Annotated in this window: 26 protein-coding genes and 1 pseudogene; 25 read left to right on the plus strand and 2 right to left on the minus strand. The window is 45.0% G+C overall.

What is annotated here, in order from left to right:
* Positions 1–5: 5 nt before the first annotated feature.
* From BMY78_RS08085 to BMY78_RS08155, 15 genes and pseudogenes are all read left to right on the plus strand, one after another.
* Complete coding sequence (locus BMY78_RS08085; protein ID WP_090896465.1) at positions 6–2561, plus strand: hypothetical protein; 2556 nt, start codon at positions 6–8, stop codon at positions 2559–2561.
* A 35-nt stretch (positions 2562–2596) separates the two neighbouring features.
* A complete protein-coding gene (locus BMY78_RS08090) occupies positions 2597–3667 on the plus strand; it encodes a beta-galactosidase BglB (protein ID WP_090896468.1) in 1071 nt (356 codons plus the stop codon).
* A gap of 318 nt (positions 3668–3985) precedes the next feature.
* Complete coding sequence (locus tag BMY78_RS08095; RefSeq protein WP_090896471.1) at positions 3986–4843, plus strand: MBL fold metallo-hydrolase; 858 nt, start codon at positions 3986–3988, stop codon at positions 4841–4843.
* Between the two features lie 258 nt (positions 4844–5101).
* The gene (locus BMY78_RS08100; RefSeq protein WP_090896474.1) at positions 5102–5545 is read left to right on the plus strand and encodes a GNAT family N-acetyltransferase; all 444 of its coding nucleotides are present in this window, start codon (positions 5102–5104) and stop codon (positions 5543–5545) included.
* A gap of 53 nt (positions 5546–5598) precedes the next feature.
* Positions 5599–6234 carry a hypothetical protein gene (locus BMY78_RS08105; protein WP_090896477.1) on the plus strand — a complete coding sequence of 212 codons (636 nt, stop codon included), beginning with the start codon at positions 5599–5601 and terminating at the stop codon, positions 6232–6234.
* A gap of 39 nt (positions 6235–6273) precedes the next feature.
* Positions 6274–6774, plus strand: a complete 501-nt coding sequence (locus tag BMY78_RS08110) for a GNAT family N-acetyltransferase (RefSeq protein WP_090896480.1) — start codon at positions 6274–6276, stop codon at positions 6772–6774.
* 49 nt (positions 6775–6823) lie between these two features.
* Positions 6824–7334: pseudogene (locus BMY78_RS33685) on the plus strand (DUF6886 family protein).
* A gap of 44 nt (positions 7335–7378) precedes the next feature.
* A complete protein-coding gene (locus tag BMY78_RS08120; protein ID WP_256222201.1) occupies positions 7379–8146 on the plus strand; it encodes an HAD family hydrolase in 768 nt (255 codons plus the stop codon).
* A gap of 174 nt (positions 8147–8320) precedes the next feature.
* Entirely contained in the window at positions 8321–8869 is a 549-nt protein-coding gene (locus tag BMY78_RS08125; protein WP_090896485.1) for a glutathione peroxidase, read from the plus strand.
* A gap of 160 nt (positions 8870–9029) precedes the next feature.
* The gene (locus BMY78_RS08130; RefSeq protein ID WP_090896487.1) at positions 9030–9890 is read left to right on the plus strand and encodes an AraC family transcriptional regulator; all 861 of its coding nucleotides are present in this window, start codon (positions 9030–9032) and stop codon (positions 9888–9890) included.
* Positions 9891–9945: 55 nt separating this feature from the next.
* Positions 9946–10716 (plus strand): acyl-[acyl-carrier-protein] thioesterase, encoded by a 771-nt coding sequence (locus BMY78_RS08135; RefSeq protein WP_090896489.1) that lies wholly within the window; start codon positions 9946–9948, stop codon positions 10714–10716.
* 187 nt (positions 10717–10903) lie between these two features.
* On the plus strand, positions 10904–11149 hold the full coding sequence (locus BMY78_RS08140; protein WP_090896495.1) for a hypothetical protein: 246 nt from the start codon (positions 10904–10906) through the stop codon (positions 11147–11149).
* A gap of 141 nt (positions 11150–11290) precedes the next feature.
* On the plus strand, positions 11291–11893 hold the full coding sequence (locus tag BMY78_RS08145; RefSeq protein WP_090896498.1) for a nitroreductase family protein: 603 nt from the start codon (positions 11291–11293) through the stop codon (positions 11891–11893).
* Positions 11894–12044: 151 nt separating this feature from the next.
* Positions 12045–13676: an S-layer homology domain-containing protein gene (locus BMY78_RS08150; RefSeq protein WP_256221999.1), complete on the plus strand. Its 1632-nt coding sequence runs from the start codon at positions 12045–12047 to the stop codon at positions 13674–13676.
* 197 nt (positions 13677–13873) lie between these two features.
* Complete coding sequence (locus BMY78_RS08155; protein WP_090896503.1) at positions 13874–14803, plus strand: NAD(P)/FAD-dependent oxidoreductase; 930 nt, start codon at positions 13874–13876, stop codon at positions 14801–14803.
* 134 nt (positions 14804–14937) lie between these two features.
* On the opposite strand, the gene BMY78_RS08160 is transcribed toward BMY78_RS08155, so the two are convergent.
* The gene (locus BMY78_RS08160) at positions 14938–15126 is read right to left on the minus strand and encodes a hypothetical protein (RefSeq protein WP_090896506.1); all 189 of its coding nucleotides are present in this window, start codon (positions 15124–15126) and stop codon (positions 14938–14940) included.
* 147 nt (positions 15127–15273) lie between these two features.
* Here BMY78_RS08160 and BMY78_RS08165 point away from each other — a divergent pair, with 147 nt between their 5' ends.
* The 7 genes from BMY78_RS08165 (at position 15274) to BMY78_RS08195 (ending at position 20461) form a co-directional block, all read left to right on the plus strand.
* Positions 15274–16701, plus strand: a complete 1428-nt coding sequence (locus tag BMY78_RS08165) for an FAD-binding oxidoreductase (protein WP_090896509.1) — start codon at positions 15274–15276, stop codon at positions 16699–16701.
* On the plus strand, positions 16698–17252 hold the full coding sequence (locus BMY78_RS08170; protein WP_090896512.1) for an MFS transporter: 555 nt from the start codon (positions 16698–16700) through the stop codon (positions 17250–17252). The genes BMY78_RS08165 and BMY78_RS08170 overlap by 4 nt, the downstream gene beginning before the upstream one ends.
* A gap of 116 nt (positions 17253–17368) precedes the next feature.
* Entirely contained in the window at positions 17369–17722 is a 354-nt protein-coding gene (locus BMY78_RS08175) for a DUF3243 domain-containing protein (protein ID WP_090896516.1), read from the plus strand.
* 234 nt (positions 17723–17956) lie between these two features.
* On the plus strand, positions 17957–18520 hold the full coding sequence (locus BMY78_RS08180; protein ID WP_090896521.1) for a hypothetical protein: 564 nt from the start codon (positions 17957–17959) through the stop codon (positions 18518–18520).
* A gap of 157 nt (positions 18521–18677) precedes the next feature.
* Positions 18678–19535, plus strand: coding sequence for a heme o synthase (gene cyoE / locus BMY78_RS08185; protein ID WP_090896523.1), 858 nt, complete (start codon positions 18678–18680; stop codon positions 19533–19535).
* Positions 19536–19727: 192 nt separating this feature from the next.
* Positions 19728–20210: a tetratricopeptide repeat protein gene (locus BMY78_RS08190; RefSeq protein ID WP_090896526.1), complete on the plus strand. Its 483-nt coding sequence runs from the start codon at positions 19728–19730 to the stop codon at positions 20208–20210.
* A 47-nt stretch (positions 20211–20257) separates the two neighbouring features.
* Positions 20258–20461, plus strand: a complete 204-nt coding sequence (locus BMY78_RS08195; protein ID WP_090896527.1) for a hypothetical protein — start codon at positions 20258–20260, stop codon at positions 20459–20461.
* On the opposite strand, the gene BMY78_RS08200 is transcribed toward BMY78_RS08195, so the two are convergent.
* The gene (locus BMY78_RS08200) at positions 20458–21333 is read right to left on the minus strand and encodes a LysR family transcriptional regulator (RefSeq protein WP_090896530.1); all 876 of its coding nucleotides are present in this window, start codon (positions 21331–21333) and stop codon (positions 20458–20460) included. The two genes, BMY78_RS08195 and BMY78_RS08200, sit on opposite strands and share 4 nt — an antisense overlap.
* Before the next feature lie 165 nt (positions 21334–21498).
* Between BMY78_RS08200 and BMY78_RS08205 the strand changes: the two genes are divergently transcribed.
* From BMY78_RS08205 to BMY78_RS08215, 3 genes are all read left to right on the plus strand, one after another.
* The gene (locus tag BMY78_RS08205; RefSeq protein ID WP_090896534.1) at positions 21499–22446 is read left to right on the plus strand and encodes a DMT family transporter; all 948 of its coding nucleotides are present in this window, start codon (positions 21499–21501) and stop codon (positions 22444–22446) included.
* A 201-nt stretch (positions 22447–22647) separates the two neighbouring features.
* Positions 22648–23673, plus strand: a complete 1026-nt coding sequence (locus BMY78_RS08210) for a LacI family DNA-binding transcriptional regulator (protein WP_090896536.1) — start codon at positions 22648–22650, stop codon at positions 23671–23673.
* A 257-nt stretch (positions 23674–23930) separates the two neighbouring features.
* On the plus strand, positions 23931–26480 hold the full coding sequence (locus BMY78_RS08215; protein WP_090896540.1) for a beta-mannosidase: 2550 nt from the start codon (positions 23931–23933) through the stop codon (positions 26478–26480).
* Positions 26481–26596 lie beyond the last annotated feature (116 nt).

The raw sequence follows: 26596 nt of genomic DNA on the forward strand, positions 1-26596 counted from the left end.
GTTGAATGTCAGATACCACCCGGAGTGAGATGGATACCTTGAATTATAAACCTATGAAATTAGGTCACAATCAGGTCATTAATCATTGGATGATCAGCGGTATATATACGAAGCCTGTTGCCTTTGTTCCCACAACGATGGAGGGAGATATTAATGATTGGCTTATCGATGGTTTTGCTATTCATGAGAATCCATGCAGAAAGGAATTTGTAGAACATAGGAGAACGCAGCCTGTGAACCGATTTTTTGATCAATGGAGCGAGTTTCCTAGCCCGGGAGACGACTTTGTTGGAGAAGAGAACGGAATGCCTTGGGCACTGTATTCTCCTTGGAATAATCCACGGGTGGAGAAATCAGGATTCTGGTTTGTACCGACACATCTGCGCAGTTACGCGGCGACAAGACTAATTTCTCCGACTGCTCATACCGCCTCTTTGCGAATTAAGACCTATGGCAGTCTGACGTTGTGGATGAATGGGGAAATGGTAACGGATTTTGCGCCACTCATGCGTAACAAGGAGCAGGAAATCGTTATTAAAGCTGAACTTGTAGCCGGAATCAATGAAATCTATGCCTGCTGGGAGGATCTGGCTGAGCGGGATACCATGTATGCTTTTTCGGTGGAATATCTGGGAGACGAGGAATTGGTGATTTCCCTGCCTATTGCTCCTCATTTGGCCGAGTCTGTAAAATCCGCAGAGCAAGCCCTCGAACAGGCTTATTTTCCTTCGGATCTCTTCAGAGGTGAGCAGATTAAGCTCAAGCTGCCGCTTCCCTTACCGGACATCGTTAGAGAGATTGATATCCAGTATGGCAATTTTTTTGATGGCACCGAAAACAAGACAATACACATAGCTGAGAAGGAAACGGAACTGGTTCTGGCACATACCAATGAAATTGGTCATCATTACGTATACTTCACGCTGACGATTTCAGTTTCAAACGTAGCATTGACGAAGAAGTTCGGCTGTCAATCCTACGATACCAGTTATGATGAGGCTGCTCAGCAAACTGCGGATATTGAAGCACGCAAATCTCTGGCTCTGCAATGTATTGCTGAGAAGGGCAGTCCTAACATTCATACGGCTATCGCCATGTTAAAAACAAATGGCAATGTGCAAGAAGCAGAGAACATGCTGCTTGAAGGTGTGGAAGGGATTGAACAACGGAAGGATTGCAGTGACTTCTATCTGGTGGGACTGTTCCGTCTTTGGAGAGATGAGCGAAATAGCGGTCTGTTCAGTGAATTGTTCTGGGATCGGGTAAAAGCAAGTATTCTGGGCTATCGATATTGGATTGATGAACCTGGCGATGATGTGATGTGGTTCTTCAGTGAGAACCATGCCTTGTTGTTCCACACCAATGAGCTGTTAGCCGGACAGTTGTTTGGGGATGAAACATTCAGCAACAGTGGTGAATCCGGTGAAGTACATCGCCAAAAAGCAGAGCAGAGGCTTGCATTATGGTTCGAGCGCTTTTTGGATGAAGGATTGGCAGAATGGAATTCAAGTGCATACATTCCGATTGATGCGGTTGGGCTGCTGCATATCTATGAATTTGCCCATAATGAACAGCTCAGGCAGCAAGCCAAAAAGGCAATGGACCTGTTATTCTATTATATTACCGTTCAGATGCATCAAGGCGTCGTGTCCACAACGTTTGGGCGCAGCTATGAGAAGGACCTGCTGGGTAGTTATGCAGCGGGAACGACTTCCATGTGCTGGATCGCTTATGGCGTTGGCAATGTAAACAATTATTCAATCAGTAATGTTGCCTTGAGTATATCGGATTACAGTCCTCCAGCAGCATATCAGGAGCATCTGCTGCTTGGGGAAAATCAGCAATTGGTGTTCGCCAATCAGCAGGGCAAGGGAGGTTACGCCAAGCTCTATCACTTTCGGACAAATGAATACTCCTTATCATCAATCATTCGCTTTCGTCCAGGCAAGCCAGGTTATCAGGAGCACGTTCAGCATTTATCTCTGTCACCTGAGGCGCAGATTTGGGTGAATCATCCGGCAGAAATATACAAGCATGGGGATGGTCGGCCTTGCTTCTGGGCCGGGAATGGGATATTGCCCGATGTTGTTCAGCATGAAGGGATCGCTTTGATGATGTTTGATATTCCTGCCGATCAGACCGCTGACTGGACACATGCTTATTTTCCTACCCACTCCTTCACAGAATGGGTACAGCATGAGAACTGGCATTTTGCCCGTTTGGATAAGGGGTATGCAGCCATATATGCGGCCAACGGGACGAGTATGGAGAGCAACGGAGTGACAAGAGCGCGCGAACTTATTTCCCCTGGCTTGCGTAACGCCTGGATTATAAGAGCAGGAAGCGAACAGCTATTCGGGTCGTTTGACGCTTTTATCAACCAAGTTCGTTCTGCCAGCCCGGAATTCGATAATCAAGCTTTAACTCTCACGCTAGCAGACCCGGTATATGGTCCAATTCAATGGGGAATGAACAAGCCTTTTCATATTCAAGAAAAGGAAATTGTACATGAAGGTTATGGAGTGAAGGGACAACTGAAGTTACTGGACATGGAGCGCTGAATCGTGTGTAAGAAACCAAGGGAGTGAGAACCAACATGCCGAATCAAATGGTGCTGCAGGAGAGAATAAGCAAGGTATCCCAAGCGATGGAGTCTATGAAAAACACAAGCATCAATGAACAGTTTCCAATCGGATTAATCGACATACATCTATGGGAATGGCCGCAAGGTGTCGGTCTGTATGGCTTGCTTCAACTTCATGAGGCAACGAAGGATGCCAAAGTGCTGGAATTTCTCGAATCATGGTACAATGCAAGGCTGATGGAAGGATTACCGGAAAAAAATGTGAACACCTGCGCTCCGCTCCTTACTTTGATCTCACTATGCGAGCTGACCGGAAACAGGGAGTACGAACATGTCTGTGAGGAGTGGAGCAATTGGATCATGGATGGACTGCTGCGAACCGGAGATGGTGCGTTTCAGCATATGATCACGGGAGACGCCAATGATGGTCAAATTCTGATTGATACCCTGTTTATGACGGTGCTATTTTTGGCCAAGGCAGGGGTATACTTCAAGAAACCGGACATGGTGGAAGAAGCAAAGCGACAGTTCCTTGTGCATATCAAATATCTATACAACAAGAAAACCGGATTGTTCTATCATGGCTGGGATTTCAATGAAAATCATAACTATGGTGCTGTTCATTGGGGAAGGGGCAATGCATGGTATACGGCGGGAGTTATGGATTTCCTGAATATCATTCCGATCGAAGACGGGCTCAAGGCCTATCTGCTGGATACAGCAACCGCTCAAGTAAGAGCACTGAGCAAGCTTCAGGGTGAGGATGGCATGTGGCACACCGTACTGGATGACCCCGCATCTTACAAAGAAACCTCGGCAACAGCAGCGATTGGATACGGCATTCTCAAGGGAATCCGGTATGGATACCTGGATGAATCCTATCGCCAGAATGGCTTGAGTGCGCTTGAAGCGGTGTTGAAACAAATTGATGATCACGGTGTTGTACAGCAGGTGTCCTATGGTACACCTGTGGGGCAGGATGCTCAGTTTTATAAAGATATACCGATCAGTCCGATGGGTTATGGACAAGCACTTACGTTGTTTATCCTGATTGAGGGCTTGCGGGTTCCAACCGCCGAATAGAATAAGGCGGACTTGTACGGAGGATGGGGGATACAGTTTCCTGTATCCTCCTTTTGGTTTGGGATTATTTTGCATTAGAGCTACCTATAATTATGAGTGGAAATTATCATATAAGGAAAAATTAATGGAATATTTTTATCAGATGAGTTAAGCTAACGTTTAGTGCTTGGATATAATTAACATTTTCTATCCATGAGTAAACAAGGGAGGTGATTCCATTGGTAAACAAATAAAATGAGAAAATCTAAATGTTGATTTAAATAAGCATGCAGATTTTCTCTCTTATGGATCAAGAATTTATTATAGAGGAGAATGAACATGCTAAATCAATTAAGTGAAACCATCTATTATCTATCTAACCAAAATGATAAAGAAAGACCGACATTGGGGTTAGTTTGCGGTGATAAATACAGCCTCGTCGTTGACGCTGGAAATTCGGTTCAACATGCCAGGGATTTCTTACATGAAATAGAGAAGTTAAACGTTCCACCCGTTAAATATGTGGTCATCACTCATGCCCATTGGGATCATTTTTTAGGAATGAATGAATACGGAGCTACGATTATTATGAATAGTCTAACTAACCAAAAGATGAAGGATTGGTGGAACTATTCTTATGATGACCGCTCTCTTCAGGAATATGTGGATTCCAAGAAGATGAACACACTGTGCATGGAAACGATACAACATGAAATACCCGACAGAGAAACCTTTCAATTAAGCCACCCGGATATCATTTTTGAAAAATCACTTCATGTGGATTTGGGAAATAAAGTGTGTATTTTGGAAACCATTCGAAGTACGCATACGGATGATTCAACAGTTGTGTATATTCCGGATGAAAAGGTCATTTTTCTGGGGGACAGTGCTTACAACACAACTACAAATTCGCTATATCATATTAAGCAAGACAAGTTATTGCCTATGATTGAGGACATTCAGCAATATGATGCCGTTCATTTCTTGCTTGGTCATGAGTCGATCTGTGACGTGGAGGAGATGGATACGTTTTGGAGAGAGCTCATCTCAGCCAATGATGCTGTGAAATCCACGTCATTAGAAGATGCGATCGAGCGTTTTGAAGCAGCCAATAATCGAACAGCGAATGACAATGAGCTTTTCTTCTTACAAGGATTTGTGAATGATCAGATATTACAATCAAAAGCAGCGGAATAAAAGAGTACCATCGACACACAAGAAGGTTTATTACCTGTTCACAACCAAGGATGTAATCACAGCATTACCAATACAGAATTGCTGGAGAAGTTCATTCTCTCCGTTCGTAAATAAGGTTGGAAAGGGCTGCCTGCAGGGCGGCCTTTTTTGCTTATGCTTTCATTCCTCAAGGGTATTCAGAAATCATTGGAAAAAGAGGGTGATCATTGTTAACATGTAATCATAGACAAATACTATGAAATCGTGAGGACAAAAAAAATGAATAACCCTGCTGTTAACGATGAATTGAACATTGTATTGGAAGATCATGAGGAGGATTACCATGCTGTCTGTAGCAATCTGTATCAATACAATCTAAGAGAAACAAATGGTTTGTTAAAGAAACCTGGCAAAAGCATCAATTTGTTTCTAAGGGATAAGACAGGCAAAGCAGTAGGTGGGATCTTCTGTGCTACGTACTGTTATACTTTATATATTGATAACTTTTGGATTGATGAAGAATACAGAGAAAATGGGTATGGGAAATCATTAATCATGCAAGCAGAGAGCATTGCTGTTAGTGAGGGCTGCAAACTTTCGCATACAAGTACATTTTCTTATCAGTCTCCTGAATTTTACAAGAAGATGGGTTACGAAGTGTTTGGAATGATAGATGAATACCCGGAAGGAATTATTCAGTATTTCTTGAAGAAAAGATTATAGACTTACATAGGAATCTCAGCAACATTATATAACATCTACAAAGGAGAAATGATATGACCGTCGTTGGAATCTTGGGGACAATTCATAATCAAGAATTAAGAGAGAAATATAATAGTTCACTTACCCTGTATGAGGATCTGATCACTGAATTCAACCCGGATATCATCTGCGGTGAAGTGCATCCCCAGAGTTGGAAGAAGTATATCAAGGATAAACAGGATAAGGGATATTGGGGGGAGCCAGCCAGTGAGTATTGGGAGCTTATCTTTCCATTATGCGAAGAACGGAATATAGAGTTTGTACCTATTGACTGGTTTGAGTTAGATGTCTGGAATGATTTTGATCCATTTAACGGTTTCTCAGAAGAGCAGCGTAAAGCATTGGAGAAGATCGATGATGAATGGTTTGCTAAACAAATGAATACACATGATGTTGGATCGATTCCCTTTAACTCGGATGCGTTTGATACGATGACCAAACAGAAATATGAATGGTTGGATCAGATTAATCCAAAAGCAAATAACTTTAGATGGATCGTACGAAATCAGATCATGATTCAACGTGTGAAGAACACATATCATTCGAATCCGGGTAAGAAAATTCTATGTGTTGTGGGAGCAGATCATAATTATATTTTCAAAGAGGAATTGATTAACGAACCTATTGAATTGGTATATCCATTACGATAGTTCAATTAATAGAATGTAAACCTTCAGGAGGATTATGCCATGATCAGATTGTGTAACAGCATGGACGCAGATGCAATGGTTGAGATCATTAATGATGCAGCAAAGGCATACCAGGGTGTAATTCCTGAGGATCGCTATCATGAACCCTATATGCCATTGCAAGAATTGAATCAGGAAATCCATGATGGCGTCGTATTCTGGGGCTTTGAAGAAAATAATAGATTATGGGGCGTTATGGGAATTCAGGATAAAGGTGATGTTGCTTTAATCAGGCACGCATATGTAAGAACTCACCAACGGGGGAGCGGAATAGGCACAAAGCTGTTGGCTCATCTGGTGGCATCCACCGATAAACCGATATTAATAGGAACTTGGGACTCCGCAGAATGGGCTATAAAATTCTATTTGAAAAATGGTTTTACCCTAGTTTCTTCGGATGAGAAGAAGCAGTTATTAACTCGATACTGGAACGTTCCCGAAAGACAAATCGAGACTTCTGTCGTTTTATGTGACGAGAAGTGGGGCAATGTTGGAATGTAAGAGAATCTTTCCGAGGCTTAAGAATCACTAAATGATGAGAGGTGCCTGAATGCTTTATCATTTTAGCGAGGTTTCAGATATCCAGGTTTTTATTCCAAGAGAGAAACAAAACAGAGCTGAATTTCCAGCAGTGGTGTGGGCTATTGATGAAGAGCATGAATATTCATATTACTTTCCAAGAGCTTGCCCGAGAATCATCTGTAAAAAGACTGACACTTTAAGTGATGAGAATAGGGAGAAGTTTTTCAAGCATTCTGATGCAGATATCATCGTTACGGTTGAAAGTTCATGGTATCCGAGCATTATGAATCAGACCCTGTACAGGTACCAATTCGATGACACGACTTTTGAACTTTGATCCAACGGCGGGATACTACATTTCTTATCAGGTTACTAAGCCTCTACATATAGACCGCATGGATGGTTTAATGGAGAGATTATTTAAGAAAGGAATTGAACTCAGATTTACTCCAAATCTGTACCCACTGAGAGAGGCGATACTTACATCGGATTTCAAAGAATTTGGAATACATCGATTCAATAACGCAACGAAAGTGTAGAGTGAACTTGAGTGGCATAGGGGGGGATTTCTATACAGTATCCAATAGTAGTATTAGATTTGGATGGAACATTACTCAACACAGATAAACAAATTTCGAAACGGAATTATGAGACAATGGTGACATGCTCTAAACAAGGGATCAGATTTATCTATGCTACAGCACGTCCACCAAGAGCAGTAAGGTTGCTTTTACCTGAGGAATTGCTCCGTAGCGGTTCTTTTATATATTACAATGGAGCCTATATCCACTGCAATTACACTGGTATTCAACAATATGAACACATAGACCCTGCGATCACTGCTGAATTAATAAATTATGGCATGAAGAATAACAATGAACTGGGTTTAAGCCTTGAAGTGGAGGATCAATGGATTAGTTTAAAAGAATATGATTATACAACGCTTATGAGAGTTAAAGAAAACCCATCGATAAAATCATTAGAAGAGCTCAAAGGTATTGCTGCAACAAAAGTACTTTTTACGGGATTCAAGGATATAGATTTTCTCAGAAAGAAGTTTGCATCCAGATTAAATGTTTTGGTTACAGACGGTGGTAATCTTGTTCAAGTCTCATCAATCAAAGCCTCCAAAGAAAATGCATTGAGAATTTTATGTAAGGCAATGAAAATAAAAGTTGAAGATGTAATGGTTTTCGGTGATGATTTTAATGATATCGGGTTATTTGAAATATGTGGCTGGTCGGTAGCCATGGGTAATGCAATTGAAGAGTTGAAGATTCTCTCGAAAGAGATCACTGATACGAATGATTCTGACGGAGTTGCGATAGTGCTGGAACGGATGTTGAGATGAATAATTTTGAAATTTGGGATGAACGATATCAACCTGAACATCCCGATAATGAGATTGATTTGTTCGTGCAGCAGTTATAGGCTTTTTTTACGGTACAGAATCTTCTATTTCGTATATAATAGAAATTCATATGAGTCTTTATAACTACATAACATCGTGAGGTGCACCAATCTTATGCCAACCATCTATGACTTTAGCGTAACCAAAACGAGTGGAGAGCGTTTCCCGCTCTATCAATACGAAGGAAAACCTGTACTGATCGTGAATACAGCGAGCAAGTGTAAGTACACGCATCAGTTCGACGACATGCAGAAGCTTTATGACCGATATAAAGGGCAAGGGCTTCAGATCATTGGTTTCCCGTGTAATCAGTTTGCGGAGCAAGAGCCGGGAAGCAGCGAAGAGGCGGAGTCCTTTTGTCAGATTAACTATGGCGTGAAATTCCCCATGTTCTCCAAAATGGATGTCAATGGAGAAGCGGCACATCCGCTGTATGACTTTTTGAAAAAGTCGGGACCTTTTGCAGGTTTTGATGAGTCAGATGTGCAAGCGAAACTGTTGAAGCTGATGGTGGCGGACAAAGCACCGGAATGGTTGCATGGTGATGCAATCAAGTGGAACTTCACGAAATTTCTGATTGATGCCGAAGGGCATGTGGTTAAACGTTTTGAACCTGTTGATTCGATTGACGAGATTCAGGCGAGTATAGAACAGCTTCTGTAAGTTATCTTTCCCAATCTCCCAAAGGGCCATGACACGTACCGTGCAAACAAGCGGATATGTGCATGGCCTTCTATATTTCAAAGTCTGTCCAGTACTATCCGACATGATGTGAAACGGGTAAAATGGTAAGAAACCTCTCCAGAACAGGAGGTACTTGAACGTGCCAAGTGTAATGCAATTTAGTGGTCCATTGGAATATAGCTATCGCTCCACCAGCACGTACGACCCTGGAGCCTCGGACGGATTTCATTCACATCCGCAATATGAGGTGTACTATTTTCATGATGGCGAATGCACCTATCTGATTGGAGATCGAGTCTACAACCTTGAACCGGGTGATCTGGTCCTGATGCATGGCATGACTCTTCATCGGCCACATCCCATGCCGGGGAAACCGTATGTGCGAACGACGCTGCACTTCGATCCCTCAGCCATCCGCAGCAGTCTGCACCCGGACCGGGTGAGCGAAGTGTTGAAGCCGTTCGAAGAACTGAGAAACTGCCGGATCAATCTGACAGGCAATATCCGCTCCGAATTCGAATCTCTGCTGCTGAGTTTGCATCAGCTTACGGTGAATCCGGGTGATTTCAAAGAGGAACGCATGAACGTTCGTTTATGTGACCTGCTGTATGTTATAGCTGGAATCTGCCGAGGCAGGGTTGAGGACCACCTTCCCTCTTCCGAGAAGGAGCGGCATGTACAGCATATTATTGGATATGTCGAAACCCATTACATGGAGGACATTGGTCTGGATGATCTGGCAAATGAGCTTCATCTGTCCAAGCCTTATCTGGCAGGATTGTTTAAAGAAATGACGGGTAGTACCATATTTAAATATGTGTATGACCGCCGCATCAATCAGGCCAAGCTGTTATTCCAGTTCCAGCCGGATATCAGTGTGACAGAGGCCAGCCGATTGGCCGGGTTCAAACGTTTATCCCATTTCAGCCGTATGTTCAAACAAAGTGTAGGTTGTGCACCGGATCTCTACCGCAGTCGATTACAGCGACCGTTTGATTAATGTTGTTTTACGGATAAAAAATTTTACATGCTTCACAGCCTGAGGAGGTTACGGAATGCAATCTGATCAACCATTCAAGCTTGATTACCGCATTGGATCAGCCGATGCTGATTACAGATCACAATGTCGCCCATCTGCTTTACTGGAGCATATGCAGTTGGCAGCAGACCGTGATTTAGCAGGTATGGGAGTTACCGTATCGCAGATGCTGGATCAGGGATTGGGCTGGATGTTATTAACGACAGATGTCACGATCATGCGCCCAGCCCGATTGGAAGAAGAAGTATCCTTGCAGACGTGGCATAAAGAAAATAAAGGTGTGACCTGGTTAAGGGATTATATCCTCACAGATCGAGAGGGAACACATCTGGCGGAGGCTCGCACGGCTTGGGCGTTGGTCGATCTAAAGAGACGCAGAGTCGTCAGACCATCAGCTCTGCCTTTTGAAGTGAAATCATATCCGGATTTATCCTTAGGTGAAGCCCCTGCAAAAGTCACGGTCCCTTCTGAACTCAGCTTGCAGGAACAATATCGTTTAACTGTACAATACAGCAGCACAGACAGTAATGGTCATATGAACAACGCCCGGTATGCAGACGTGTGTTGTGATGCATTAACACTGGATGAACTGGCTGCAGGCATGATCCGTCTGCAAATATCATATCATCGTGAGATTCGTATGCAGGAGCAAATGATCGTTGAGCGTTCAGAAGTTACAGAGGGAGCTGTGTGGGTCCGAGGAAGATTGGCCGAAGAGAATGAGAGCATTATTTTTGAAGCCAAATTAAGTCTCGGAGACTCAACCGCTTCGCCTATTAATCAATGAAATGGAACTGAAAACAAGTAGATGAAGTCAACCAGTCTGTTCTGGTTGGCTTTTTTTCTATTTTACCTCCTGATGCAGACATGGCGTACCTGTTACATTCATCTCATAACTGCTCCGTGTTTAGAAGCCAGACAGAAAAGGTAAAAGAAGGTTAAATGGAAAAATGAAAACGAAGGAGGAATCACGAATGAAAGAGCGCACACCGGATCAAAATAACAAGGATGCACATCAGGATCGTTCCCATGACAATCCGGAGCAGTATGCAACAGAGCAGGAAAGTTTGCTTGACCGATATGAAGAAGAGCAGACGGTGGACCCCATTCCGATGGAAGATCTGAATATGGAGAAGCAGGAAGAGAAGAATAAGGATCAGACCAAGAGCAATTCGTCATCGGAAGAGAAATATCGAGCAGATTTTCGCGAGTCGCAGTGATCAGATGGATGCAATAGCTGTTTAAAATAAACAAAAAGCACTTGTGGTGAGAATAAATTAGTTTGTTGACTAATGTATGTTACTATATTATAGTTACTATGTTGGTAACTTAGGAAATACCATTTTGGGAGGCGAATATTTATGTCTACATCTTTCTTTGAAGCGTTGAAAAACAGAAGATCTTATTATGGAATCAGCAAGGAATCCACGATCTCGGATGCTAAAATCCAGGAAATCGTGGAAGAAGCGGTAAAATACACTCCGACTTCTTTCAACTCACAAACATCTCGTGCCGTAGTATTGCTCGGTGAACAACACGACAAACTGTGGAACCACACAGAAGAAATTTTGCGTGAAGTGGTTGGCAATGCAGAAGCTTTCCAATCTACAGCTGAGAAAATGGCCGGATTCCGCAGTGGATACGGTACAGTACTCTTCTTCGAAGACAACAATGTGATCGCGCAGCTTCAACAAAATTTTGCAGCGTATGCCGATAACTTCCCGATCTGGGCGAACCAATCCAACGGTATGTTGCAACTGGTGATCTGGACTGCTTTGGAACAAGAAGGCCTGGGCGCTTCCCTGCAGCACTATAACCCGTTGATTGACGAGAAGGTCAAACAGGAATGGAACATTCCAGAGAACTGGAGACTAATCGCTCAAATGCCATTCGGCAAACCAACAGCAACACCAGGCGAGAAAGAATTCCAACCGATTGAACAACGTGTAAAAGTACACAAGTAAGACTTTCGCTCAAAGCCGAATGTGACCTCGATTCACAAAAAAATTGAGAAACACTGGTTCAGCGAATTTCCCAATATTTAACCACATACGGCCTCGCTTCAATTTGATACGATGATGTAGATCGTACTCCAATGAAGCGAGGCTTTTTGATGTGAATTATAGAATATACAAACGTATCCGGCAAAAGCTATGCAATGCTGTTTTGTGCGGTGTACTGGCGATAGGATCAATCTCCATCGGTGAATCCACAGCTCAGGCAGCAGCGGCTCAGCAGGTATTCAAGGATACAACCTCCAGTTATGCCAAGGATGCCATTGCACATCTGGTCAAGGCGGGAATTGCTGCCGGAACCTCTGAGAATACGTTTGAACCCAAAAAGGCAGTCACACGTGCTGAATTTGCAACATTTGCTGTGAGACTGCTAGGTTTGAAACCTGTTAAAAACAATATTAATCCCTATAACGATGTCAGCATGAACGCTTGGTATTACGGGAACGTTGCAGCCATGACCAATCTTTCCATTCTTGAGGGCAAGAGTCAGGGCGTGTTCCAGCCAAACGCCTCCATCACTCGGGAAGAAGCGGCTGCACTGCTGGTAAGGATGCTGAAACAATCCTCCAAATCAACGAATCTCCTCTCATCCACGTATGATGATGCAGCTGAGATTTCCGACTGGGCGCGTCCTTATGTGCAGACCGTATATCAGCTTGGCTTGATGCGCGGCAGTGATGGCAAGTTTCGCCCGCATGACCAAGTGACCAGAGAAGAGGCAGCAGTGATGCTGGATGCCATTTTGCAAAAGAAAACCTGGTCAGATCAGCTGAAAGGCCACGATCAGCTTGGTATTCAGCTAGGATGGCAATATAATGCCTCTACTGCTGAGTTCAAGAAACAGGTCGAACAATCGGAAGCCAATACGCTGGTTCCCCGTTGGTTCTTCCTGAATAGCAGCATGAAAGTCACGGATCTCACGGACACATCGTTATTATCATGGGCATCTGCTACAGACCGACAGGTATGGCCGTTGCTTGGCAATCGTTCGAACCCGGACCTTACCCACCAGATGTTATCGAGCTCAGCCAACCGGACGTCAGTGATCTCACAGGTCGCATCTTATGTGAAAACATATAAACTGGATGGCATTAACGTGGATTTCGAGAACGTACTGCCAGCTGATCGTGAAGGAATGACCGCATTTATTACTTCACTGACAACGGCTCTACATGCACTGGGCGCTGTTGTATCCGTGGACGTATCACCCGATCTGGGGACAGACTGGACGGATGCATTTGATTATGCGCAATTGGGCGCTGTATCGGATTACATGGTACTGATGGGATATGAGGAGCATTGGAACGGCGATCCGCAAGCAGGGTCTGTGGCCTCTCTCCCTTGGGTTGAAAAGGCTCTGGACACGATGCTCGCTGAGGTCGTTCGCGCCAAAAGCATTCTGGCCCTGCCTTTATATACACGGGATTGGTCTTCCGTTAATCCGGCAGCCAGTTCATGGGACATCACCTTGGCAGAACAGGGAACTCGTGCACGAGCTTCAGGTTCCGTGAGACGATGGGATGCAGATCTGGTCCAATATGTCATTGGCTACAACAGTAATGGGACACCGAGATATATATGGGCAGAGGACAGTCGTTCATTATCCGCGAAAGTAATGATGAGCGGAGAACGTAATATTGCCGGATTGGCCTACTGGTATATGGGTGGAGAGACGGCAGATGTATGGAATGCCATTTCGAATGCTTCACGATTTGAATCATATATTTTCTGAATTCAGGAATCATAACCCTTTCTTAACTGACCCAAACGCACCGTTATTCAGACGGATGGTTTGGGTTATTTTATTTTGGTAAAAGCTAAGTTGTAACGGATCACGTTTGATTTTGGTTGAATGGTGTAAATGGATAGAAGGATAGTGAACTGTCCAATAACATATGAGTAGATAGAAGCATAGGAGGGAGATGGAGCATGCGAGAGTATGATTGCATCATAGTAGGTGGAGGACTCGCAGGACTTCAGGCAGCCATTCAGATGGGGCGTTACTCTTGCCATCGGGTGTTGGTAGTGGACGCCGGAGAAGGCAGATCAACGTTATGCCGAACCTATCATAATATTCTTGGTTTTCCCGATGGAGTATCCGGTGAAGAGCTGCGCTCCAAAGGCAGAATGCAGGCAGAGCGGACTGGAGTGTCTTTTGAGAAAGACCGTATCATTAAGGCAGGACGCCGGGGAGAACAGATTCGATTGTTCGGCTCTTCCGGCTCTGAATATATGGCAAAAACAGTCTTGCTGGCAACCGGACTAACGGACAGAATACCCGCTATTCGGGGATTAAGGCCTACGTTGGGACGAACAGTATATGTGTGCCCGGATTGCGATGGATATGAGATTCAGGACCAGCGCACGATATTGCTGGGTGCAGGCGAAGCCGGTGCAAACATGGCTATGGTTTTGATTCAACGCACGAATGAATTGTTGTACATCAACCATGAGCAGTCGCCAATCTCCGCTGAGCTTCATCGAAGCATGAAAGAGGCAGGAGTTCGTTACCTTGAGGCGGCCGTTCAAGAAGTGCAACAGATGGAGGATGGCCATATTACAGGTGTATTGACGGAAGATGGACAGATATATGAGTCAGAGCGTGGATTTGTCGCATTTGGAGGCAATCGTGTACATTATGAACTGGCAGAGCAGCTTGGAGCCGTCATTGCGGAAAATAAACACGTGGAAGCCAACGCACGCAGCATGCAGGCTGCCCCTAATGTATGGATTGCCGGGGATCTGGGTCTGCACGCGGAACAAGCTACGGTTGCCATGGGTGAAGGCTCAATTGCTGCGATCTGGATTCACAAGGCATTGCAACAGATGAAAAAGGAAAATAAGGTGAAGCAGATCTAAACGCAAATTAAAATGCAGATGGTGAACAGCCCCATTCATAGAAAAAACAATTTTAAAGTCCCCCGACCGTTAAGACAAAGGTTGGAGGACTTTTTGCGTTGTACGCAAGCTGTTTACAAAAGTATGGTCTGAAATTATTTGCTGTTTGTATTGCGGGTCTCTGTTGTTTTGGCTTTGTGAGGATGGGTGATGTTGTCTACGATTTCTCCTACGGCTTCTTCAATCATGTCCGTTGGTCCGGGATTGTCCGGGTCAGGTTGAATAATTGCATTCACACCGGGCTGCAGATCTTTGTTTTTTCGTTCTTTTTTATGTTCATTCATGGAAAATTCCTCCTTATTCAGGTATGTTTAAGGTGTTCCTTAACATATCCAATCCTTGTAATGTATATGTAAACGATTAACCAATTAAATCAAATTGAAACGCTAAGTGTTAGGGGAGGAGGAGTTCATCTGTTCAAAAAAACGAGCATGCTCCTGTTACTTCTGATTTTATGTGTGTGGACATATTGGAGGACAGATAGCGATGATCAGAATCCGTATCTGATTACCGACTACAGCCGCCTTCATCCGGTTAAGGTTGAACGTGTGGTGAAAGGTCATGAAGAGCAGCAGCTCGTTGAACTGCTCCAGGATGCCCGAGAGCGAAACCTGACGATATCGATTGCCGGGCAGCGCCATAGTCAGGGAGGACACACCTATTATAAAGACGGCATTGTCATAGACATGACCTCGTATAACAAAGTGCTGGAAGTCAATGCCGATGCCAAAAAGGTGCGTGTGCAGGCTGGAGCGACCTGGGCTGACCTACAGCGAGCCATTAATCCATATGGATTGGCGGTCAAAAATATGCAGTCCCAAAATATTTTCACCGTAGGCGGATCTATCAGTGTAAATGCACATGGTCGAGAGCTTCAGCAGGGTTCCTTGATTGAAAGTGTTGATTCCTTCCATCTCTTGATGGCAGACGGTCTAATTCGGCAAATAAGTCGCACCGAGAATGCCGAGCTTTTCCCGCTTGTTCTCGGCGGTTACGGACTGTTTGGCGTAATTCTGGACGTTACGTTGACGTTAACGGATGACGAAGTCTATCGTCTCACAACGGAGCAGGTGCAGGTTGAGGACTACCCGTCTTATTTTCAAAAGAATATCCTGGGAGACCCGATGATGCGTATGCATCTGGCCCGAATTTCAGTTCAGCCGGGTGAAGGTTACTTTCGCGAGATGTATGCATTGAATTATGCCTATGATCCTACGGCTTCACTGGATGATTATAATCATCTGGATGAACGTGAAAGGGGCGTGCTCACGAGCAAACTTCTATTCAACCTGAACCGTGAATTCGAGTGGGGGCAGGCCTGGTTTTGGCCGCTGCAGCAGCGATACTTCGAGTCACAGGATGGCAAGAGGCTCAGCCGAAACAATGCGATGGCTTCTGCGTCTGCCTTTATGGAGTATCACCAGCCCGGCGAAAATGATCTGCTGCAGGAATATTTTATTCCGGTTGATGCCTTTCCCGCATTTGTTCAGGAGATGGGTGAGATTGTATCCCAGGAGCAATTGGATCTGCTTAACATTACAGTCAGGTATGTGAAACATGATGAAGAAGCTGTGCTTTCTTATGCAACGCAGGATATGTTCGGTCTTGTCTGTTTATTTCACGCTTCATTGTCCGAGGAAGAACAAGGGAAGTTCAAGGAAAGTATGCAGCAGCTGATCCATGCCGTCCTTCGATATAACGGAACATATTATCTGCCCTATGCAGGTTATGCAACTCCAGAGCAGTTCGAACAGGCCTATCCACGAAAGAATGAGTTTTTTGCAGCCAAAGAAAAGGTTGACCCCAATCATCTTTTTATGAACTATTTTATGGAGCAGTATGGAGGAAATCATCCATGAATATCAAGTGGCTTGTTCGATCTCAAAGCATGGTTACGCTCGCTTCGGGCATGATTTATCCGTATTATCTTTTGTTTCTCAAAAATCTGGGTAACAGCTTCTCCAAATATGGGCTTGCCTTTGCCGTATTTACAATCAGCTCGGCTGCTGCTTCACAATGGCTCGCTCCCCGGATGGATCGACACGCCAAGCAGTGGCTTATAGTAAGTTCGGTGGGGATGGCCGCAGCCATGATCGCATTTCCGTGGGTCATTTCCTACATCTGGGTGCTGCTGCTGCAAATCATGATGGGGACATGCAATGCGATGCAGCGAATGAGTGAACGAGTGCTGCTCGCCGATAATACGGTGGCTGGGCAGCGTGGCCCAGCTGTAGGTCACTATCATTTCTGGACATCCGCCGTGTCAGGATTTGCGGTTATTGTAGGCGGTGTGCTGATTGATTGGCTGACGATTGATGTTTTATTTTATCTGAGTGCCATACTGTATATGTGGGGAGCTCTGGTAGTATGGCGATTACGAAGCATCCCTAAAGAGACAATAGATGGATAAAGGATAGAAATGGTCTGATTAATCTCCAGCGAGAAGTTTATATTATAGATAACCTGGTATGATTAAGCATTTTGCTTACATATCACAAAGCAATTATTCTCAAGGAGGTTTTTCAGATGAATGAACAAAATCATGTTATCCATAAGGATGGCCAAGTTTCAACTGACAAGGTAGATAATGCGATTGATAAGATTGCGCCGGAGGAACGGGAACAGATTTTACAGAATTTTGATACCTTTAAAGGCTATCTGGGCAAACGAATTGCAATGGGAGAATCGATTGGACTAGGTGAGGAGCAGATGGCCAAAATTGCCGAGAAAGTAGCAGACTATTTGGCAGCCCGGGAAGAGCCGCGTAACCGTGAAGAGAAGTTGCTGCAAGAACTGTGGAATGTCGGGAAAGAGGAAGAACGCCATATGCTGGCTCATATGCTTGTGCGTCTGGCACAAGGTTCAACCCCGAATCATTAAAATTTAGCTGCAACGAAAAGCTAAGCCAATAGAGACTCTGGATGCCATGGCATTCAGGGTTTCTTTTTGATGACATCTATTGTAACTATTTTTCATCTGGCTGATACTTTTGCAGGGTGTACACCCGTTATGATAGAGAGAGTAAAAGAAAGAGTAAATATTCATATGAGCGTTTGAAGAGTAAGCCTTCCGGTTAAGGAATAGTAACGTTCATAATAAGGAGAGATGCTGCCTATGAAGAACGCGGCGAAACAATGGAAATTACGAATGCTGGGTGCGGCTGTTGCATTGCTTGGCATGATTGTGCTTGCTACATATTTACTTACACCAGCGAACGCTGAGGAGAGCAGGGACTCTGTACAGGCTTCTGCCAAAGCGCAGGCTGCTAACTCCGAGATGTTTACAGCGTATGTGAATGACATACAGCATGAGAACGGTAAATTGTATTTAATTGTAGACAAGATTGGCTGGTACCAAGGGGAAGAGGCCGATAAAGTTTTTGAACAACGCAATCCGGACTCGGGTATAGATGGTGCTCCTGATGGTTATTATATTGTCAATGACAGCAAAGAGCAGGAAAAGGTAGAAGTAAGTGCGAATGCTGAAGTGCTGATGCAGTTGTATGATCGTGATGGAACAGTGTCGGGCACTACTATTCAATGGAATGAGTCCGTGGCGCTCAGCAAGTTTGAATCCTTGTATGACAATACCAATATTCTTGATCTGTCCGTATTCCCGTATCACCTCACTGTGCAGGACGGCAAAGTGACAAAAATTGTACAGCAGTACATCCCTTAAAATTAGATCAAATGCAACGGTTAAGCATTCCTCCGGTTTCATTGAACCGGCAGGGATGCTTTTTGCTTATGACAAATTCATGAAGGAGATTGTAATTCATGGTATGTACATGTATCATTATAGGAATGGTGTTTTTACATAGTTCAGGAGGCTTCTCATGCTTAAAGACATGATTGCATTAACGAAACCCGGACTTTTGCGGCTGAATGTGTTTGCGGTAGCGGTAGGGTTCTGGGTCGCTTCAAAATGGGATATCTCGTGGATATCTCTGCTCATGGTGTTGATTGGATCAACCTTGGTCATCGCTTCGGCTTGTGTCATTAACAACTACTGGGATCGTGAGTTGGATCAGAAGATGGAGCGCACCAAAAAACGGATTGATTACATCAATCATCTTAAACCCAAGTTTGTATTGGGGTATGGAATTGTTCTTGGTGTGGTTGGTTTTGTGCTGCTGTACTTCCTGGTCAATCCGTTATCCGGTTGGATGGCACTGCTCGGATGGTTTGCTTATATCGTGATCTACACGATGTGGCTCAAACGCAGCTCGACCTGGAGTACGTCATTGGGTGGAATTGCGGGGGCGATGCCGCCTGTAATCGGTTATTGTGCGGTAACCAATCAGATTGATGCAGGTGCCTGGTTGCTGTTTGCGCTGTTATTCCTGTGGCAGCCACCTCACTTCTGGTCACTCGGGATTCGCAGAGTGGAAGAATATCGTGCAGCCGGTTTCCCACTGTTGCCGGTAGTCAAAGGTGTGAAGCGTACAAAGGTGCAGATGATTCCTTACGTGTTTCTGTTGCTTCCTGCTGTATTTCTGTTGTATTACTACAACTATGTTGGGCTTGTGTTTCTGCTTGTATCCGTCATTGGTGGTCTGATCTGGTTTGTCCATACACTAAGCGGATTGAAAACTCAGGATAATGAGAAATGGGCCAAGGTTAACTTTCTGATCTCCGTCAATTATCTCATGGTTGTATTCATTGTCATGGTGGCAAACACAACCTGGTCCTGAGCAACTCATCACTTTTGTACTTTTGTGAAATATTCGAATATGAAGATGTCAAGGTAGCTGGCATCTTACGAAAAAGCACGCTGTAGAATAGGCTTGGACAACCTCTGGTTGTCCCGGGCGTACTTCTCGGGGTGTTTTTTTGTTATAATTATACTATGGAAAATGATTTTGGAAGAATGGGAAGTGGAGTAAATGAATGATTTACAGCAGGCTATCCTCTTGAGAACGGAGGGGAAAATGCAGGAGGCGATAGAGCTGCTGCAGGAACTGGCATTACATGAACCGGACAATGCACAGGTTTGGTACCAGCTGGCTTGGGCTCATGATTCACTTGGACTGGAGCGGGAAGCAGTACCGCATTATGAGAAGGCTCTAAGTCTGGGGCTTCCGGTTGAGGACAGGACAGGTGCCATACTTGGACTTGGCAGCACATATCGGACTCTGGGGCAGTATGAGCAGGCGAAGGCCTGGTTTGAAAAGGGGTTAAATGAATTCCCGGAGAACCGGGAATTTGAAGTTTTTCTTGCCATGGTGCTCTACAATCTGGGCGAGCATGCGGAGGCTATGAGACGGCTGCTTGTACAACTGGCCGAAACATCAAAAGATAAGGGAATAACCGACTACAGCAGAGCCATCCGTTTCTATGCAGATCAACTGGATCGAGTATGGGAGTAAAACTAATGTAATCGAGCGATAACAATTAATCTAAAGGAGATGATTGGATGAATTCGAATCACGAACAAGAACAAGTGCACGAAAGACTTGACCGGCTTGAGCAGAAGCTGGATTACCTGGCAGAAGCTCAACATGCGAACAGACGCTCACCCGGTGTACGCTTCCTGATTGGTTTTGCAATTGTGATTGCCGTTGTATTTGTTCTCATGCTGGTCATTGGCATTATACAATTTATAAGTAACGTCGGTTAGAACGATGGAGTTAGCCATTCCTGTACCGCTCTGATAAAACGACGTGAAGCAGGAGACAGATTGGTGAGAGACGGGCATGCGATGCCAATGGTACGAAAAGGATCTCCAGTGAGAGGAACAAGAGCGAGCTCGTTCGTATGGTGTTGAAGAACCATTTCAGGCAAGAGACTGATGCCCAGACCGTTTCGAACCATCGCCATGATGGCCTGATCTTCGGCGACCTCATAGACCACATTCAGCTTGGCCGCATGCTGCCGGATCAACCGTTCGATCTCGTTATCACCACCCCATTTAGGCAAAATAAAGGGTTGTTCCAGCAGTACATCAAATGAAACAGACTTCTCCGTAGCGAGTGGATGTTCCAGAGGCAGGATGCACATCATCCTGTCTTTTTGTAATGGAATCGTCTCAAAAGGTGAAGAATCGCCAAGGGACAGAAAACCAAGATCGATGGCACCTCCAGCCAGCCAGCCTTCAATTTCAGCATAGTCCCCCTCCCACAGCTTAATTTCGATGCCGGGATGACCGAGGCGAAATTGCTTCAGGATACCAGGCAGCCACTGCGTGGATACACTGGCGAAGGTGCCAATACGCACGGTTCCAATCTCGGCGCCGCGAATTAATGAAATTTCCTGGTTCATCAGTTCCGTCCACCGCAGAATTTCACGAGTATAGCCCAGAATACGTTCCCCTTCAGCAGTAAGTCGTACACCGGAGCGGCCTCGATTCAGCAGTGAAAAACCACACTCGGTCTCCAGACTGGCGATGGCATGACTGACGGCAGATTGGGTAATATTCAATGCTTCTGCTGCTTTGGTGAGGCTGCCGTATTCCACTACGGCATTCAAAATTTCGTATTTGACCAATGACATGAAAGATTCCGTTCCTCTCTTCATTTAATACATGACTTTATTTCATATTAACTATTATAAATATTCATTTTTATAATGCAAAGAGATCGTTTATACTTGCCAAGGCGAGTTAGTTCGACAGAGCCTTGGTCAGATTACAATACATAGAATGAAGGTCGAAGCAAGATGAACGGAGTACGTGCACCACAAGGTCAGGCATCAAGAAGAGCGGATTTGCAGATGCTGCTCGCAACGGTAATATGGGGATCATCCTATCTGTTTATGAAATCAGGATTGGAGTCCATACAGGAGTTGAATTTGGTCGCTTTCCGGTTTGGAATTGCCTTTATCGCGGCGGCTGTTCTTTTCCATCGGCGACTGTTCCAAATGGACCGCAGAACACTTGCAGCAGGGGCTATTATGGGAACAGCGTTATTCGCTGCCTTTGTATTTATCACGTATGGAGTACAGCGCACAACGGCTTCCCAGGCAGGTTTTTTGATCAGTTTGGCAGTGATCTTTGTGCCCATCCTGACGACAATTCTGCACCGGCGAATGCCAGACTTGCGGTTAACGATAAGTATTCTCGTGGCGGTAACCGGGCTTGCATTGTTGACACTTCAACATGAGCTTAGTCTGCATATGGGGGATATCCTTTGCATTCTCGCAGCATTAGTGTACGCGATCTACATTATGATTGCTGGCAAGTATACGCCGAAGCATGATCCACTAACGCTGGGAACGGTTCAACTAGGCGTTGCGGCCCTGTGGGGGCTGGCTGCTACATTTCTCCTGGAGACACCACGTTTACCTGACACACCACAATCTTGGGCTGCCATTATAGGACTGGGGGTACTTTGCAGCGGCATTGGCTACATTTTGCAAACTCTGGCCCAGCGGCATGCATCACCAACGAGAACGAGTCTGATCTTTTCGCTCGAACCACTGTTTGCAGCAGCATTTGCATTTACCTTTCAAGGGGAGTCCCTTACACTGCAAGGGTATGCGGGTGCAGCACTGATGCTCATTGGTGTCCTGATAACGGAGATCAAAGTCCCTTATCCGGTATTCTGGCGCAGAAAGCGGACAGCATTGCAGACCGAACTGGGAGATCAGGGAGCACCGGGCGTATAATTTAGAAATAAAGCAAGAGTTCTTCCATCAACTTCATTGTGAAGGTGGTGGAGGAACTTTTTTTGTTATTTATTTGAGCAATTTTAAAAATCTATAGCAAATCCTCAACCTAACAAAATGAAACTTTTCATAACTTGTTTTGTTGAATCTCTTTTTTTATGCTACACTAAATGAAAAATAAAGGAAAAACGGGTGAGAAAGATGGCCAAAAGAGTAACCATGCAGCAAATTGCCGATGCTGCGGGGGTATCCAAATTCGCAGTCTCTCGTGCGTTGACCGGCAAACCTGGTGTCAGTGAACATACCCGGGAGATGATTGTCAGGACGGCAGGACAGCTCGGATATTTCAAAGCGGAACCGAAACGTTATCTAGTGGAAACCCCTGCTGAACAGGAGATGAAGATAGATAGACAGGGGACTATTCTGATCTTGTTTCCTAACATTCGTTCTCAGAATCGCTCCTCCCTGTACTGGGGTCCCATCTTTGATGGAATATCTGCACGCCTGAATGAGAAGGGCATGGATATCCTAACCTTGACGGAACCTTCCTCGGATCGCATGTTTTCTGTGCTTAATCCTGAAGCCATCAGCGGAATTATTACCGTCGGTTCCATCTCCACATCCGTATTGCTCGAGATTTATCGACTGCATATTCCACTTGTGATGGTTGATCATGAAGACCCGGCAATTCATGGAGACACGATATTTACAGATAACATGAAATGCATGCAGGAACTGGTTCTGATGCTCGTTGGAAAAGGCTACAGACGGCTGCAGTTTGCTGGCCAATTGCCTGATGCAGCCAGTTTCAGAGAGCGATGGCTCGGTTATCGTTCGGTACTGGAAGAGATGCAGCTGCAGGTTTCACAGCAAGCAGATTTGCTGGGACCTGATCTGGATCACATTCGGGAATCGATTGTGGGTATGAAGATGGAGGATATCCCCGAAGTGATGGTATGTGCTAACGACCACATGGCCGCTGTTGTGATTGGTGCACTTCAAAGCAGAGGCATTGAGGTGCCGGAGCGCTGTGCAGTAACCGGATTCGATAATACCCGTACAGCAGAGCCTATTCTTGCTACGATGCATATCGATAAGGAAAATCTGGGCAGACGTGCGGTGGACCAGTTATTATGGCGCATGGAGCATCCGGACGGGCCTTTTGAAAGAAAGCTGATCTATTCGGAATTAATCATTCGTGATGAGTACAATGCTATTTTGCCGTAAAGTTAACGAACGTGAATCGGTAATGAGAAAAATAGCACACGCCAATGCGCTATAAACTTGGGATGAAAAGACATGGAGACATTGGGCTTCATGTCTTTTTTGTTTATCGGATATATTTTTTAGAAATAATCCACAAAACAGATTGACTGAATTAAGCATATCATGTTAATTTTGTTTTGTAAGTTATTCGTTTTTACAATAACAAAACCTAACAAAGTGTTTTTCAAACTACTTCAATAAGGATAACGGAGGCTGTCATGAGCAAAATACAATCGCAGACTTTTCAGAATTGGACGTTCAAGGCTTGTGAAGATCAGGAATGGTTGCCGGCTCACGTACCCGGCTGTGTGCATACGGATTTGCTGAAACTGGGTAAAATTCCGGACCCTTTCTATGGAACTAACGAAAAAGAAGTTCAATGGGTCGATAAGAAAGACTGGGAATATCGTACCGAATTTGATGTGAATGAAGCACTGCTGTCGCAGCAGCATCTGGAGCTGGTTTTTGATGGTCTGGATACATATGCAGATGTGTATGTAAATGAACAACATGTATTGTCGGCAGACAATATGTTCCGGGTGTGGACAGTCAACGTGAAATCCGTTGTAAAGGCAAATGGCAACATTTTACGAATACGCTTTCGTTCTCCGATCCATGAAGATCTGCCGAAGCTGGAGAAGCTCGGATATGCCCTGCCTGCATCGAATGATCAATCCGACGTGGGGGGACTAGGCGACAAAAGAGTGAGTATTTTTGCACGGAAAGCCCCGTATCATTATGGTTGGGACTGGGGTCCACGTTTTGTAACCAGCGGAATCTGGCGTGAAGCACGCCTTGAAGGATGGACGGACATACGAATTAATGATGTATTCATTCAGCAAAATGAAGTAACTGCTGCTTCCGCTTCGCTCACTGCGGTTGTGGAAGTGGAGTCTACACAATTAGTAGAAACGGTTATTCAAGTAGGAACGGATGGACAGAGCTGGGAGCAGGCTGTAACCCTTAAACCGGGCGTCCAGACTGTGGAAGTTCCAATCTCTATTGTTGAGCCGAAGCTGTGGTGGAGTCGCGGACTGGGTGAACCGCATATGTATTCTTTCCATACGGAAGTGATTCAGGGCGAACAGGCTGTGGCTGAGTCCACAGTCAAAACGGGTATTCGGTCCATTCGTCTGGTTCGTGACAAAGATGAAGTGGGAGCCTCCTTTTATTTTGAGTTAAACGGAGTTGCTGTCTTTGCCAAAGGGGCAAATCACATTCCCAACGACAGCTTCATAACCGAAGTGACACGTGAGCGTTATCTGCATGAGATTGTATCTGCTGCCGAGTCGAACATGAATATGCTTCGTGTCTGGGGTGGTGGCTTCTATGAAGAAGACGTGTTCTACGAGTTGTGTGACGAATATGGGTTGCTCGTATGGCAGGACTTTATGTTTGCTTGCAGCATGTATCCTGGAGACGAGGCTTTCCTGAACAGTGTGAAACATGAGGCGATTGATAATGTGAAACGTCTGCGTAATCATCCAAGCATTGTGCTGTGGTGTGGTAATAACGAGATTGATTCAGCGTGGGCACATTACATTGAGGATGGCGGCTGGGGCTGGAAAAAAGATTACAACGCCGAGCAAAGAGAACGCATTTGGGCGGATTACGAAGCTATTTTCCATGATCTTTTGCCGGAAGTGGTCGAAACCTATGCTCCTGGTGTGGATTATTGGCCTTCTTCACCACTGGTATCACTTTCGGGTGACGACAGGCAGCATGCTCACCCCTCCACATCGGAAGGGGATATCCACTATTGGGGTGTGTGGCATAATGTGGAGCCCTTTGAGAATTACAATGTTCATGTTGGACGCTTCATGAGTGAGTATGGCTTCCAGTCTTTCCCTGAATATGATTCGGTTCGCAAGTATGCGGAGGAAGAGGATCTGGCACTAGAGTCTGAAGTCATGCTGGCGCATCAGAAGAACGGGGCAGGTAATCGTCTGATCAAACAATACATGGATATGTACATGCATGAACCGAAGGATTTCCCATCCTTCCTCTATATGAGCCAAGTACTCCAGGCTGAGGCGATGAAAACAGCCATTGAAGCTCACCGTCGTCGCAAACCGTTCTGTATGGGAACGCTCTACTGGCAAATGAACGATTGCTGGCCGGTGGCTTCCTGGGCGGGTATGGATTATTTCGGACGTTGGAAAGCACTGCAATATTACGCGAAACGCAGCTTCAGTGATATCTTGGTATCAGTAGATGGTACGAAGGAAGATGTGACAGATATTTACCTCATCTCGGATCAGCTTGAACCTGTGAAAGGCAAGCTCCAGGTACGCCTGATTGGCTTTGATGGCACGGTCTATCGTGAGGAAGAGCATGAAGTCGCTCTGGCATCGAACTCTGGTCAACAGGTGCTGTCATTGAATCAGACGGAATGGCTGGAAGGTCGCGATGCTGCAGCAACATTGCTGCGTATGGATCTGAAGCAGGATGGGGCAGCCGATATCATACAGGAGCATTATTTTGCACCATCAAAGGACATTGCACTGCAACCAGCGCAAATTAAAGTAACCGAAGTTACCGAGAATGATGGCGTATATCTGGTTCTGGAAAGTGATGTACTAGCCAAACAAGTGTGGATTTCTACTGAAGCAGAAGGGGTGTTCTCGGACAATTTCTTCGACCTTATTCCTGGCATTCCGGTGAAGGTCAAGTTCACATCCCGAGAGGAATTGCAAGGATCTGATGGTGCTGTCTCCAAGGCAGGGGCCATTCAGGTTCGTTCCATGGCTGATTTCATCAAGTTGTAATCAAGTAAGATGGGTTTACGGTGTTCTTGCCAATTCTTTAAGGCCCGGTATGCACTTGACGTGTATACCGGGCCTTTTCATGGTTCATTTTGTTTTGATCTGCAGAGATGTTACAT

Origin of the sequence: Paenibacillus sp. OK076 (assembly GCF_900110055.1) — a bacterium.
GTDB lineage: Bacteria > Bacillota > Bacilli > Paenibacillales > Paenibacillaceae > Paenibacillus.